This is a genomic window from Coleofasciculus sp. G3-WIS-01 (genome assembly GCF_040223135.1).
Taxonomy (GTDB): Bacteria; Cyanobacteriota; Cyanobacteriia; order Cyanobacteriales; family Coleofasciculaceae; genus Coleofasciculus.
The window spans coordinates 1-15,267 of sequence record NZ_JAVJZI010000173.1 but is presented as its reverse complement, the minus strand read 5'-3'; the positions used below and the strand labels follow the sequence as shown (position 1 = coordinate 15,267).

Sequence of the window (15,267 nt, the reverse complement as noted above, 5' to 3'; positions counted from 1 at the left end):
GACTTGTATTTACATTACCACAATAGTAGAACGTTATCCGAATTATTTGACTGGCGAATTTATTCGCTACCTAGACGGTTCGCTCGGTTTCATCTCCCAGCTAAAGAGCGTGGGAGCCTTCACCCATCGCTTGAACGGTAACGTGGGCAGGATTGGCGCGATCGCACGGACTCACCCCAAAACACGCGATCAATGCTCAACATTATACGGTTGCTCGCTTCTACAGCCGCACTGAAGCCGAAAATCACCAGCGCTTTCTGGCAAAGTGGATGCCTGATGCACAGTTCGAGGTAGTTTTTGATTCAGATGCGGTAACTTCTACCGCTAAAGAGTGACATTGTATCTTGATCTGGATACTTAGTGTATACTAGGTTTAGTGAGCAATAAAAAAATCCAAGCCAGAAGGCTGGCTCGGGAGCATGGGGCGATTAGCCCACTGTGTCACTTGTTCTTGAGTTGCTAATGTTCAGGATTGTCATCGTCATCCTGGTCATCATTAGTTGCAGCAATTACTGCCATAATTGCGTACTCGATAAACTCAGGATGCTTGACGAATTTTCCGTCAGCAACTGAAAGAACAAGCAAAACGATTGCAAAGCCGAAGAAAATTGGCTTTTTCATTTTGCTTATCTTTAATTTACATTATTGATCATTATAGCGCCTAACCTTACTTTACGTATGGTAGGCGCGATTTGTATGTGTATGGTCACATTCCACTACACTTATGCTAACTTGCGATCGCACCGCACCTCATCCTGACTTTTCAGGGGAAGTTTAGAAACTATTGTAGAGACCAAACATGGACGGTCTGGGCGGGTTTAGTCACATCTGGATACAACCAAAAAGATAGTAGTGAAACCCGCCCCTACACAATCTCCCTTGATTGCGCCATATATTGTGGAAAGAAAGACCCAATCCCCCCTTCCCGCATAACCCGGACAGCCAATACTCTAAACTGAGAGATTGATCATCACAAAAAAGGGAACCTCACGATGCGACTCTCTCAAATGCTACTCGTCACCCTCCGGGAAGACCCAGCCGAAGCCGAAATCCCCAGCCATAAACTCCTGGTTCGCGCCGGCTATATCCGTCGCATCGGTAGCGGAATCTACGCTTATCTCCCCCTGATGTGGCGCGTCTTACAAAAAGTCTCGCAAATTGTCCGGGAAGAAATGAACGCCACCGGCGCCCAAGAATGCTTACTTCCCCAACTCCAACCCTCAGACCTTTGGCGAGAATCCGGGCGCTGGGACACCTATACTAAAGCAGAGGGGATCATGTTCGCCCTCACCGATCGCCAAAACCGAGAACTGGGACTCGGACCCACTCACGAAGAGGTAATCACCACCATCGCCCGTGAGATGATCCGTTCCTATCGCCAACTTCCCCTCCACCTCTACCAAATTCAAACCAAGTTTAGAGATGAAATCCGCCCTCGGTTTGGACTGATGCGGGGACGAGAATTCATTATGAAAGACGGCTATTCCTTCCACACCGATGAAGAAAGCCTGAAAAAAACCTATCAGGACATGGATCAAGCCTATCGCAACATGATCAGCCGTTGCGGTTTAGCCTTTCGCGCCGTAGAAGCTGATCCGGGCGCAATTGGCGGTTCCGGTTCCCAAGAATTTATGATTCTGGCGGATATCGGAGAAGATGAGATTCTCTACACTGAGGATGGTAACTATTCTGCCAATGTGGAAAAAGCCAGTTCCCTCCCGGCGGATGCTGAACCGTCTCCCTTTGAAACTTACGAAAAACGGGAAACCCCAAACACACCCACCATCGACTCCCTGTGTAAATTCCTCAACTGTTCCCCAACCAACGTCTTGAAAAACGTCCTCTATCAAGCCGTTTATGACAATGGGATGACGGTACTGGTAATCGTCAGTATCCGAGGCGATCAAGAGGTTAACGAGGTGAAACTGCAAAATGAGTTAATTCGTTTAGCCGATCAATATAACGCCAACGCCCTCATCGCCCTAACCGTTCCCGACGCCACCACCCAGGCAAAATGGGCGTCTAAACCCCTCCCTGTCGGCTATATCGCCCCAGATTTAGATGATGATTATATCCGCCCTGCTAGGAATGTCGCGCCGCGATTTTTACGCTTAGTCGATAATACAGCCGTTGAACTGAAATATTTTGTCACCGGGGCTAATGAAACCAACTATCACGTCGTTGGTGCGAATTGGGGTGAACCCTTCTCCTTACCTAAACAGGTGGTAGATTTGCGGACAGCCAAAGCAGGCGATCGCGCGATTCATGACGCTAGCCAAATTCTACACAGCGCCAGGGGGATTGAAGCCGGACATATCTTCCAGTTAGGCACAAAATACTCTAAAGCCATGGGGGCGACGTATACCAACGAAGCCGGGGAAGAAAATCCCCTTTATATGGGATGTTATGGTGTAGGCGTATCGCGACTGGCGCAAGCGGCGGTTGAACAATCCTATGATCAGGATGGAATTATTTGGTCACCCGCGATCGCACCGTATCACGCGATTATTACCGTTCCCAATATCTCCGACGCCAAACAGATGGAAGCCGCCGAGACACTTTACCAACAGTTATGGCAAGCTGGTGTAGAAACTCTACTCGATGACCGCGATGAACGGGCGGGTGTGAAGTTCAAAGACGCTGATCTGATTGGCATTCCCTATCGCATTGTCACGGGGCGATCGCTCAAACAGGGTAAAGTGGAAGTTGTGGAACGGGCAACTCACCAGTCTCAAGAATTGCCTTTGGATCAGGTGGCTTCTACGGTTAAACAATGGCTTGATACGGCATTAACGTAACCTCCACAATTAAACTGAAATGAATAAGGCAGCACTGACTCGATTCATTATAGTGGCACTTTATATTTCTGCCTTTATTGGTGTCATGTTGGGTCTAGTCGGTGGATTTCAGACAGGTATTGCCTGTACTGCCATTGTTTTTTTCTCTATCCTTTCCTATAAGTATCCTCGAATCGGATTATGGGGACTATTAATCTATCTTCCCTTTAGTGGTAGCATTATCTATTCTATAGGCGATGTTTACCAATCAATGGGTGAGAGAATCACCTATTCCGAAAATCATCCCCTATTTCATCTGATCAAAGATGCGTTTTACCTTCCCGCCCTAATCGCCCTGATTCAGTCGCGGGATTCGTTCTGGAAACTACTACCGCGATCGATTCTCAAACCCTTATTAATCGCGATCGCACTTGTGCTAGCGGTGGCGTTAATCACCTTCGGCTTGGTTAATTTACCGCAGCAGTTCGATCCCCAGGTTCAGGGAAGTCCCTTTCTGATGGGAATTCTGGGTTTAAAAGGGCTGGTGGGGTATATTCCCCTACTTCTGTGTGGATATTATCTAATTCGCGATCGCACGGATTTATTTTTCCTGACTCGTTTGCACCTAATTGTGATCCTTATCTGCTGTAGCTTGGCGTTTCTCCAATATCTGTGGCTGGTTACCGGTTTATGTCCCAGTAGCAATAGTTTGACCGGAGAAGCTGTCTACAGAGCCAGTTTACAGGCAAGATGTTTAGTCGGCGGTTCTCTGTTATACAATCCTAAAGTTGGGTTAATTCGTTTACCGGGTACATTTGTTGCACCGTGGCAATGGGGTTGGTTTCTCATTTCCAGCGCTTTTTTCACCTATGGGGCGAGTGTTAGTGATTCATCTCGTCGGTGGCGACTCGTGGGTTGGGTGGCGATGGTTGCAGTCTTGGCGGCGGCGGTAATTTCGGGTCAACGCATTGCTCTGGCGATCGTTCCGGCGACGTTTGTTCTGTTATTATTACTCACGGATCGGCATAAAGGATGGCTACCAATTAAATTAGGAATTGGTGTTCTGTTAGCGATTTGGATTACTCAAACCTTGGGAAAGGTGGAAGAACGAGTAATTAGTTTAGTTGATCGCTGGGAGGCGTCTCCACCTCCTACATTTATGCTGAATCAATTTCAGTGGGTATGGAGTAGACAACAGGGCTGGTTAGGACATGGTTTAGGACGAGCGACTAATGCGGCGCGTCGCTTGGGGGAAACTCAACTGATTGAAACCTATTATGCCAAATTGTTTTATGAAATTGGTCCGGTTGGGGTTGTGGCTTTTCTGGCGCTGGTTTCTTTGCTGACGTTTCTTACGTTTAAGGCATATCGGTCGATACAAGATGCTTCTTTACAACGTTTAGGGTTGTGTCTTTGGGTCTTTGTTTTATTTATTAGTTATAACACCTATTATTATCCTCTGGCTGTCGATCCGGTGGAGGTTTATTATTGGTTTTTTGCTGGAGTTTTGCTCAAGTTACCTAAACTTGATGATCCGGTAGGTTCTGAAGCAGGGGAAGCGGGGGGAGCAGGGGAAGCGGGGGGAGCAGGGGAAGCGGGGGGAGCAGGGGGAGCAGGGGGAGCAGGGGGAGCAGGGGAGCAGGGGAAGCAGGAGGAGCAGGGGAAGCGGGGGAAGCAGGGGAAGCGGGGGAAGCAGGGGAGCAGGAGTAGAGAAGACAGGTTTATCCGAGGAGTATTGGGGTAGGGCGCAAGTCAGTCAATAGTGTAGATTAAACCGGATATAATATAACCCTGAGGATTAGCGAGGTTTTAAAACTTGCCAAAGGATAAAAATAGTAAAACCTATATAGCCACATACGACGAGCCAATCCTGCCAATTATTAGAATTGGTGAAAACGTTATTACTCATTTTGATTATAGATTTGAATTTTTCTAAAAGAAACTACAAATAAGCTCTCCAGCGCCATCTGGTTCAAATGAAACAACCACTCCATCTTGGCGAATCCGGGTGCGATCGCGACAATTATAAATCTCTACCGGGCGTTTTACCCCATCAATACTCACGGCGGCTCGATACTGCCAATAATACTTGGCGGAACGCTTGATACTCAAGATACAAATCGAGTGATCCTTGATCATGTGACACACCGACGCCTCAGCCGGAAATGCCACAGTCCACGATAATATCAGTAATCCTAGTAAGCCTATCCATTTTCCCATGCATCTTCTTCTATGCGATCGCGTCTGCATCTTGGCAGAGTGGGTGAGTTCTCTTACCTTACTCCCAAACGCACCATGGCGCGTCTGGTACACCCTCGCGCTTTGATAGATGGGGATTATCGCTGCGATTGTCAAATTGTCTAATTGCTTTGTTTGAACTTTACCCTTGACCCATTACACTATACACTAAGCTTAGAAAACTTAAGAAAAATTAATCGTTAAGTAAAAATACCTGTCTATCAGGGTTTCTTCAGGTTCAATACCACTGAAGAGAGGCTTTGTATACACCCACGAGATCATACCGATGACTCAGTTTTTCCTTGACTCTGCCTGGTTAATACCTTGCTATGCCCTATTAGGTGCAATTTTAGCCGTCCCTTGGTCACCGGCGATTATCAATCGTACCGGACCTAGACCCGCAGGCTATATTAATCTGTTGATGACCTTCATTGCCTTTTTGCATGGGCTATTGGCATTACTCGCCATCTGGAATCAACCGGCTCAATCGGTTGTGATTCCGTGGCTACAAGTGGTTGATTTGGATTTATCCATTCCCCTAGAAATCTCAGCCGTCACGATTGGGGCGACGATGGTAATTACTGGCTTAAACCTCTTGGCACAAATTTATGCCATTGGTTACCTAGAAACCGATTGGGGATGGGCGCGGTTCTATTCCTTTCTGGCATTGTTTGAAGCGGGAATGTGCGCCCTTGTCCTTTGCAATTCTTTGTTTTTTAGTTACATTATCCTGGAAGTTCTCACTCTGGGAACCTATCTTTTAGTCGGATTTTGGTTTAATCAATCCTTGGTGGTAACGGGGGCGAGAGATGCATTCCTGACCAAACGGGTGGGAGATTTAGTCCTATTAATGGGGGTGATTGGTATCTATCCCCTGTCCAAAACCTGGGACTTTTCTCAATTGGCAGACTGGGCAAGTACCGCTAATGTTGATCCGAAAGTAGCCACATTAGTGGGTTTGGCATTAATTGCCGGTCCTATGGGTAAATGTGCCCAATTTCCCCTGCATTTGTGGCTAGATGAAGCCATGGAAGGACCGGTTCCCAGCACCATTTTACGGAATGCTGTGGTGGTTTGTACGGGGGCTTGGGTGTTGATTAAACTGCAACCCGTTATCGCTATATCTCCCGTTGCTGTATCCGCCATCATTTGGATTGGTGGAGTGACAGCCGTAGGTGGTACGATGGTCGCGATCGCACAGGTTGATATTAAGCGTACTCTGTCCTATTTGGTGAGTGCTTATTTGGGATTGGTGTTTATTGCGGTGGGTACGGGACAAATCCAAACCGCCCTTTTATTAATGTTGACCTACGCCGTCGCCATGGGGTTATTGGTGATGAGTACAGGGGCGATTATTTGGAACAGTATTACTCAGGATGTGACTCAATTGGGCGGGTTATGGGCAAAACGCCCTGCTTGTGGGTTGTCTTACCTGGTGGGTGCGGCTGGCTTGATTGCGGTTCCACCTTTGGGAGGATTTTGGGCGTTTTTACAGTTGGGGGATTCTTTGTTTAGCAATCACCCAAAGCTATTTGCCCTTTTGTTAGTCGTGAATGCTTTAGCTTCGTTTAGCCTATTCCGTGTCTTCGGTTTAGTCTTTGGTGGCAAGCCTCAACAAATGGCACAGCGATCGCCTGAGGTACATTGGCCTATGATCTTCCCTATGATACTGCTGATGGGGTTTACCTTGCACGTTCCTTTACTCCTGGGGACATGGCAACTTTTACCGGAATGGGTAAGCTTGAATCTGACGGTGGCGGGTTCGTTGGTGTTGTCAAGTGCGATTGGTGGCGGTGCGGCGGCTTATATGTATCTGAGTAACCAAGTTGAAAAGCCGATACGGTTTGGTTCAAAGGGGCTGCAAGATTTTTTTGCTTACGATTTATATACCCAGAAGTTATATCGGTTAACGGTGGTTTTTCTGGTTGATTTGATATCGAGAACGATTTCCTGGGTTGACCGTTATATTGTGGATGGGTTTGTTAATTTAGTTGGGTTTATGACGGTGTTTAGTGGGCAAAGCTTGAAGTATAATGTTTCGGGTCAAACTCAGTTTTATGCCTTGACGATTTTGTTGGGTGTGGCTTTATTGGGATTTTTGTTGAGTTTGCCGATTCTTTCGCGTCTTTCGCTGATTGTTGGCGTGTGATTTGCGTTTTTGTCGGAGTTTTTGGTGGGGAAAGAAAGATGTTTTTTTAACGCAGAGGTTCGCAGAGGTTAGCGCAGAGGGACGCAGAGGGGTTGGGAAGATTGGGATGGGGTGCATGTCGCCTTTGTGGGTTGGGTTGAGGTACGAAACTCAACGCCATTGTTAGCATGAATATTATGTGCTTTCGCTGACGTGCTCCCACTAGGATGAGGTGTAAAGTGAGGTGATTAATGATCAGGATGTGATTACGGTTTGGATGGATATTTAATGTAGAGACGTGCCATGGCGCGTCTTGGGGTTTGAATTTGTCGGGGCGGGCTTAATTTGGATTATTTCTGGTTACTTAGATACTGATAAGCTCGCCCTAATTATGTGGATGCGTTTTGAGTTGGAATTTTTGACGGGATTATGCTGAGTACGCTGATTGGTTTGCCTGTTTTTGGTGCGATTGTTATCGGTTTTTTGCCGGGAAAGGTGGCAAAAACTCGACTCCGGGCGATTGCTTTGGTGCTGGCGACGGCGATTGTTTTGGTGACGTTGTGGTTGGCTACGAAGTTTGATATTACTTATTCCGGTTGGCAATTTCAAGAGGAGTTGATGTGGATTCCTCAATTGGGTTTGTCGTACAAGTTGGGGGCGGATGGTTTATCGTTTCCGCTGCTGGCTTTGGGTGGTTTGTTGAATTGGGTGGTTATTTTTAGCAGTCGCATTGATGTTGAACGAGTTCGCCTTAAATATGCATTGATTCTGTTGGTGAATGCGGGGGTTACTGGGGCGTTTTTGGCACAGAATTTGTTGCTGTTTGTTCTGTTCTATGAATTGGTGTTGATTCCTTTGTACCTGTTAATTGCAATTTGGGGGGGAAGTAAGCGGGAATATGCGGCGATGAAGTTTCTTATCTATACTGCTGTTTCGGGAATTCTGATTCTGGCGGCGTTTTTGGGAATGACTTGGCTGAGTGATTCGACTAGCTTTAATTATGAGGCAATTCATACCCAAGGGTTATCGTTAAGTACTCAGTTGATTCTGCTGACGATTCTGTTGGTGGGGTTTGGGATTAAAATTCCTCTGGTTCCTTTACATACTTGGTTACCTGATGCTTATGTGGAAGCTTCGCCTGTGGTGGCGATTCTTTTAGGGGGTGTTGTGGCGAAGATGGGAACCTATGGGTTGGTACGCTATGGGTTACAATTGTTTCCCCAAACTTGGTCTTTGGTAGCGCCGGGATTGTCGATTATTGGCGTGGTGAGTGTATTGTATGGTGCGTTGAGTGCGATCGCGCAAAAAGATATTAAACGGATGGTGGCTTATAGTTCAATTGGTCACATGGGGTATATTGTTGTCGCCGCCGCTGCGCTGACGCCTTTGAGTCTTTTGGGGTGTGTGACTCAGATGGTGAGTCATGGCATTATTCTGGCAATTCTTTTTTATTTGGTTGGGGTGGTGGAAACTAAGGTGGGAACTCGTGAGTTGGATGTGCTCAATGGGTTGATGAATCCTACCCGTGGTTTACCTTTGGTGAGTGCCCTACTGATTTTAGGCGGAATGGCAAGTGCGGGTATTCCTGGTTTAGTGGGATTTGTGGCAGAGTTTTTGGTGTTTCAAGGGAGTTATGTGGTGTTTCCTTGGCAAATCATTTTATGTATTTTTGCTTCGGGTTTGACAGCGGTTTATTTTGTGATTCTGCTGAATCGAACTTGTTTTGGTAAGCTGGATAATGGTACGGCTTATTATCCGAAAGTTCTCTGGGATGAAAAAGCCCCTGCGATTATTTTAGCTGTGATTATTTGCTTCCTGGGTATTCAACCAGTTTGGTTGGTTCGGTGGACGGAAACGACGACGAATTCGATTGTTTCTGCCGCGTCAACTCAGGTTGATCAGAAAATGGCGCTGAAGGATGCGTCATTCGTTATTGGTCATTAGTAAAATAGTTCGGGTACGTAAATAAAGGGCGGGTTTAGTTACATCTGCATGGGGGAATAAACGATAGTTGTTAAACCCGCCCCTACATATTCAAAACTATTCCCTTGAACAAAACTTGATAACCATGGTACAAACTCCAACAAAACCTGTAACTAAATTACCGCCGTCTCAACATGAATTTGCGGATATTGTTCATCGCTTGGAAGCGGGGGGGGCGATGATTCCAGATACGCCGGAAAATCTTATGCAAATTATTGGAATATGGAAGGCGTATGCTGTGCCAATGGATTTCTATTGGCGCGATTTGCTCTATATTGGGGAACGAGTCTTTTTGAATCCGTTTCCTTTCTTTAAATATTTCCTGCCCAAAGAGTATTTGGAACGCCATAATCATTATGCCGGAGATGATGCGGATTTACTCATTTGGCGCGGTGAAGCGACGGCGCATCCAGAACTTGTGGCGTTTATTGAGAAGGGGGAAACCCAGAAAATGCCTAAGTTATTCCATCACTTGTGGCATGACCGGATTAATATGGAGTTTGCTGAAGCTTGTATGCGGGCAATGCTTTGGCATCGCAATATGTACGCCCCGGTGAATCAGTTTGATCCTTATCTGGATACTGAGGAATATAAGGACAATGCGAATCGGGCAATTGAGGCGTATTTTAAAGGCAATCCCGTTATGCTGGGATGGCATAAGCTGTTTCCAGAGATGTTTATTGAGCAGTGTCGTCAGGCGTCGTATTATAGTAATTTAGGGCTGTTCTGGGAAGTGATGGCGCCGGTGTTTTTTGAAGTGTCTGATCTCTATGATGAAGGGAAGATTACTTCTGTCCCTGAGGCGATGAATTTTTTGGTGAATGGGATATTCGCGATCGCAGGTCGTCCGATCTATCATCATGTTTATGTCAAGGGGGAATGCTATGAAGTGATTCCTAAGTCGAAGGGGTTTACTTGGCTGTATGAAGCGGCGCTTCCTTATGTGGAGGCGGTATTCTATCGGACTGCACCGTTTAGGGGTACGAAGTCGTATAATGCCCAAGCGGGAGAAGTACCGAGTGATCAGAAGGACTTTCATTATGGGGTTCTCTATGCGGATAAATTCCCTGTGGGTTCTGCTGGAGTACCGCCGACATTGCTGATGCAGGATATGTTACATTTTCTGCCCCCCTATCTGCAAGGGTTCTATGAAAAGCGTTGTCGCAGCGAAAGTGATATCTTAAATCAGATTGGCATCACCTTTCAACGATCGATGTATTGTGTAACATCAGCGGTATTTCAAGCCTTGCGAACGGCACTGTTGTATCCCTTAGATGACCCCAACCCCAAGCATTTGCAGGCAAATCGAGCCTTTTTTGAGGCGCAATTAGACCGATTCTGTCGCCCTGAGTATGGCATCCGTGATGCGGCGCGGTTACGAAATATTCAGACAGCGGATTATCGGTAATTGACTGGCGATAAATTCTTCTACCTAATCCCTGATTTCTTAAAGAAGTCGGGGATTTATCATGAGAATTTGAACGTTTAAATTACGTTAAAGATTTATATCATGTCCGGTTGAATACCCATAATTACGGTGAGGGAGAGTAGGGGCTTGGTTACCAAGCCCCTACAGGTTACCAAGCCCCTACATGGTTATAGCAGTAGACACATTGATTAGGACTTTCGTCACCATTGTAGAGACGCTTCAAAAGCGCGTCTCTACATAAATGATGTGTCCTAACAGCTATGGCGGTTGCTATAATCCTGGCTTGCTTACCAAGCCCGTACATGGTTAATCTCCTGGCAAAAAAAGCGCCGGGGCTTTCAACATCGCATTTGTGGTAAATCTACCCATTGACATAAGTAAAACTACTTAAAACACAGTTTCTCCAGTGCTAAAAAGGATTACGCTAAGTATTGAGTAGACCAATCCCAAAAAAGGAGATGGGCTGGTGTATGAATGTCAAGGGTCTAAAATCTAAAATAAGATACTCCCATCGAGTTTGAGTGATCACACATTTGGTCAGAAAGAGTTGAACATGAAAAACGAAGAAAATGAACACAACAGCCTTCTCGATCAAATGGTGGTATTACAACAACGAGTGGGTGAGTTGGAGGACAAAGTTAGTCAATATGAACAGCAACTGGCGCAGGAACGGGCAACTCGCCAGAGGTTAGAAACCAGCTTACAGAAAACCGAAGAACGCCTGTCTTTAGTCCTGCGGGCGACGAATGATGCCATTTATGATTGTGACTTAGAAGGGGGTATCATTGGCTGGAACGCAGCATACAACGAACTCTTAGGGGCTAGACCTGAGTCAACGGCAAATTCCTGGCAATGGTGGATTGAACTTATGCATCCAGACGATCGCGATTGGGTAGTCAGCCGCTTCCAGGAGACAGTTGCGGGTACAGGCGATCGCTGGGTGGCTGAGTATCGTTATCAAAAGACAGATGGTAGCTACGCTAATATTCTTGATCGCGGCTATATTCTGCGGAATCAAACCGGAAAGGCAATCCGGGTGATCGGGACATTATTTGACGCCACAGCCCAAAAGCAAGTGGAAGCCGAACTACACCAGCAAAAAGAATACTTGCGTCTGGCAAACGAACGGTTCCAAGTCGCTGCACGGGCAGTCAATGCACTAATTTATGATTGGCAGATTACCACAGATCGGGTGGAACGCACCGACGGACTCACCAGCATTTTAGGCTATTCCCTCACCGAAGCCGAACCCACTCTCAACTGGTGGCGCGATCGCATCCATCCAGATGATGTGGAACGGATGGATCAGGAGACAGCAACGGCTTTGAGTCAGGGAGACTCCTATAAAATCGAATATCGCGTTCTCCACAAAAGTAATCACTACATTCATATCTTGGATCAAGGACTGGTGGTTGCACGAGACAATCAAGGAAATCCCGTTCGGGTGATTGGTAGCACCATCGATATTAGCGATCGCCAGCAAACAGAAGCCACCCTGAAACAACGGGAAGCCGAATTACGCTTAATTACAGATGCAGTTCCCGCGCTGATTGCCTACGTTGACTCAGATTGCCGTTACCGCTTCGTCAATCGCGCCTTTACCACCTGGTTTGGACATCCAGCCGAACACCTAATTGGTCAATCTGTGGCAGACTTTGTGGGTGCAACAGTCTATGAATACATGCGCCGGGATATTGAAGCCGCCCTAGAGGGCAAACCCATAAAGGTTGAAACGTGGATGCCGTTTCAAGATGGGGGATCACGCTACGTTCGCAGGCACTATATCCCAGATATTGATCCTCAAGGCAATGTCAAAGGCTTCTATGCCTTCATTAACGATATCACCGATCTCAAACAAACAGAAGCCGCCTTACGGGAAAGAGAACAGCGCTTTAGCACATTATTTAATGGCATGGAAGACTGGGTACTCGTTTATCCCCTCACTCCCGACAGTCAACCGGGACAGTTTATTGAGGTGAATGAACCAGCCTGTAAACGGCTAGGCTATACCCGCCAAGAACTCCTCACCTTATCGATTGCGGATGTAGTGGACTTACCCTTAGCGGATCTTAAAGTCATTTTCCAGAAATTGTTACAAGATAAACGAGTAGTTATCGAATCAGTACATCGCACCAAAGACGGTCAAAAAATTCCCGTTGAAGTCAGTTCCACTCTATTTACACTTAATGGTTTACCCACCGTTCAATCAATCTGCCGAGACATTACAGAACGACGACAAGCAGAGGAAGCCCTACGCCGTAGTAAAGAACGATTTAAGGTTGCCCAAGACCTTTCCTTAGATGGGTTTACCATCCTGCAAAGCCTTCGCAATCCAGCCGGAAAAATCGTTGATTTTAAGTGGACTTATGTCAATCCCATGGCGGCAAAAATGCTGCAAAACTCAGTGGCTGGGTTACTGGATCAACGCCTGCTTCAAGTTCTTCCAGGAAACCAAACCAATAGTGACTTATTTGAGCGCTATGTCAGAGTCGTAGAAACAGGAGAACCTCATGATATTGAAGTGCGCTACGAATCCGAGGGAATTGTCGGCTGGTTTCGGAATATGGCAGTCAAGTTAGATGATGGCGTAGCCATTTCATTTAGCGACATTACCGAACAAAAACAAGTCGAGTTAGCAGTGCGTAAAAGTGAGGCAGTTCTCAATGCCTTTATTGCCAGTTCCCCCATTGGTATAGCATTTTTTGACCATGACTTACGCTATCTTTATGCCAATGAAGCCTTAGCGACGATGAATGGCGTCCCCCTGAGCCACCATTTAGGTTGTACTCTCTGGGAGGTAGTGCCACAGATGGCACCTGAATTTGCCCCCATGCTGCGTCAGATTTTACAGACGCGGCAACCGAGGCTGAACTTTGAGTTTAGTGGTGAAGTTCAACCGGGTATTTATCGCCATGCTTTAGCCAATCACTTCCCCGTTTGCTTACCCGATGGTGAACTATTGGGAGTGGGTGTCACCGTGATGGAAATTTCTGAACTCAAGCGGGTAGAAGCCGCCTTACGCATCAGTGAAGCCTTTGCCCAAGCCAGAGTGCAAGAGTTAGAAACCTTAATGGAAATTACCCCAGCGGCGCTTTGGATTGCCCATGATCCTGACTGTCACCAGATGACGGCTAACCGTACTGCGTACAATTTAATGAGAATGCCACCCGGTTCATACCCATGCAGCGTGCAGCCAGAACCGGGCAAGAGGTGATCGATGAAATAGAATTTGTCTTTGAGGATGGAACAGTACGCTTCATCTATGGCAAAGCCGTTCCCCTGTACCACGACTCCGGCGAGGTGCGCGGCGTGATTGGCGCATTTGTGGATATCACCGAAAGAAAACAGGCAGAACGAGAGCGTGAACAACTCTTAGCACGAGAACAAGCTGCTCGTAAAGAGGCAGAATCGGCTAACCGGATTAAAGATGAATTTCTGGCAATTTTGTCTCATGAATTACGCTCTCCCCTGAATCCCATCCTAGGATGGACAAAACTACTCCGCTCTCGTCAGTTTGATCAAGCCGCAACAGATCGGGCATTGGCAACCATTGAGCGCAATGCCACGATTCAAATTCAGTTAGTTGACGACTTACTCGATGTCGCCCGAATTCTGCGAGGAAAAGTTACCCTAACCCGTCATCGGGTTGATTTATCCATCACAATTAAAGCGGCGATTGAGACAGTGCGGTTGGCGGCTGAAGCGAAATCAATTCAAATTCAGACCCATTTTATGAGTACAGTGGGTTGCGTTGAGGGTGATTCCGGGCGGTTACAACAAGTAGTTTGGAATTTACTCTCCAACGCGGTTAAGTTCACCCCATCTGGGGGACAGGTTGAGGTGAAATTAGCGGCGGTGGATGAGTTTGCCCAGATTATAGTCACCGATACAGGTATCGGAATTTCTGCTGATATCCTCCCTCATATTTTCGACTATTTCCGTCAGGCGGACAGTTCCATAACGCGCCAATTTGGAGGATTAGGATTAGGGCTTGCGATCGCGCGTCATATTGTAGAATTACATAGTGGCATGATCGAGGCAGATAGCCCAGGTGAAGGACAGGGAGCAACGTTTACAGTTAAATTACCCCTCCTCCCAGATAAAAAGCAACGAATCAGACATGACGTCCATACTTACCCAAAAAACTCTGATACCCTTCGCCTCAAGGGGATACGAGTCTTAGTTGTCGATGATGAGCCAGACACACGAGAACTCATCGCGCTCATATTACAACAAGCTGGGGCAGAGGTAATCACCATGGCATCCGCACAAGAGGTATTATCCCAGTTAAGCCAGTTAAACATTGATATCCTAGTGAGTGACATTGGTATGCCCCAGATGGATGGCTACTGTCTATTGAAACAGATTCGAGGAATGCCCTCAACCCAAGCCAAAATACCTGCGATCGCATTAACGGCTTATGCGGGGGAATCCCATCAGCAAAAAGCCCTAGCCGCCGGATTTCAGCAGCATCTAGCCAAGCCCATTGCCCCCAAGGATTTAATTCAAGCGATCGTCTGGTTAAAAGAACAGGGCAATTCACATTGGGATGCAACCATTAATCGACAGGATTGACACTCCCACGGCGATAGAGCGCGTGGGATTCTGTATTCAACGTCAAAACTTGCTCTACCAGGCTTGCGCTCCTGTTGCGTAGAGGCTCCAACTCCTACAGCTTTACTTTGGGGATGCCCTCCCCTAGATTTTGCCTT

The 15,267-nt window shown here is 46.8% G+C and carries 10 protein-coding genes; 8 read left to right on the top strand and 2 right to left on the bottom strand.

Features of this window, described 5'->3' with window-relative positions:
- A partial coding sequence (locus RIM23_RS16910; RefSeq protein WP_446368350.1) for a hypothetical protein occupies positions 1-235 on the top strand: 235 nt, incomplete at its 5' end.
- 224 nt (positions 236-459) lie between these two features.
- On the opposite strand, the gene RIM23_RS16905 is transcribed toward RIM23_RS16910, so the two are convergent.
- Complete coding sequence (locus tag RIM23_RS16905; RefSeq protein ID WP_446359059.1) at positions 460-621, bottom strand: hypothetical protein; 162 nt, start codon at positions 619-621, stop codon at positions 460-462.
- A 371-nt stretch (positions 622-992) separates the two neighbouring features.
- On the opposite strand from RIM23_RS16905, the gene proS reads away from it, so the two are divergent.
- Both proS and RIM23_RS16895 read left to right on the top strand, forming a co-directional pair.
- A complete protein-coding gene (gene proS / locus RIM23_RS16900; RefSeq protein ID WP_446368349.1) occupies positions 993-2,798 on the top strand; it encodes a proline--tRNA ligase in 1,806 nt (601 codons plus the stop codon).
- A gap of 19 nt (positions 2,799-2,817) precedes the next feature.
- Positions 2,818-4,521, top strand: a complete 1,704-nt coding sequence (locus RIM23_RS16895) for a hypothetical protein (RefSeq protein WP_446368348.1) — start codon at positions 2,818-2,820, stop codon at positions 4,519-4,521.
- Positions 4,522-4,709: 188 nt separating this feature from the next.
- Here the strand turns inward: RIM23_RS16895 and RIM23_RS16890 are convergent, their stop codons facing one another.
- Entirely contained in the window at positions 4,710-4,997 is a 288-nt protein-coding gene (locus RIM23_RS16890; RefSeq protein WP_446368347.1) for a hypothetical protein, read from the bottom strand.
- Between the two features lie 304 nt (positions 4,998-5,301).
- On the opposite strand from RIM23_RS16890, the gene RIM23_RS16885 reads away from it, so the two are divergent.
- The 5 genes from RIM23_RS16885 to RIM23_RS16865 all read left to right on the top strand — a co-directional run bounded on the left by RIM23_RS16885 (position 5,302) and on the right by RIM23_RS16865 (position 15,130).
- Positions 5,302-7,164, top strand: a complete 1,863-nt coding sequence (locus RIM23_RS16885) for an NAD(P)H-quinone oxidoreductase subunit F (protein ID WP_446368346.1) — start codon at positions 5,302-5,304, stop codon at positions 7,162-7,164.
- A 408-nt stretch (positions 7,165-7,572) separates the two neighbouring features.
- Complete coding sequence (locus RIM23_RS16880) at positions 7,573-9,087, top strand: NADH-quinone oxidoreductase subunit M (protein WP_446368345.1); 1,515 nt, start codon at positions 7,573-7,575, stop codon at positions 9,085-9,087.
- A 124-nt stretch (positions 9,088-9,211) separates the two neighbouring features.
- On the top strand, positions 9,212-10,534 hold the full coding sequence (locus tag RIM23_RS16875; protein WP_446368344.1) for a CO2 hydration protein: 1,323 nt from the start codon (positions 9,212-9,214) through the stop codon (positions 10,532-10,534).
- A gap of 574 nt (positions 10,535-11,108) precedes the next feature.
- Positions 11,109-13,769, top strand: coding sequence for a PAS domain S-box protein (locus RIM23_RS16870; RefSeq protein WP_446368343.1), 2,661 nt, complete (start codon positions 11,109-11,111; stop codon positions 13,767-13,769).
- Positions 13,736-15,130, top strand: a complete 1,395-nt coding sequence (locus RIM23_RS16865; RefSeq protein ID WP_446368342.1) for an ATP-binding protein — start codon at positions 13,736-13,738, stop codon at positions 15,128-15,130. Before RIM23_RS16870 ends, RIM23_RS16865 begins: the two co-directional genes overlap by 34 nt.
- Positions 15,131-15,267 lie beyond the last annotated feature (137 nt).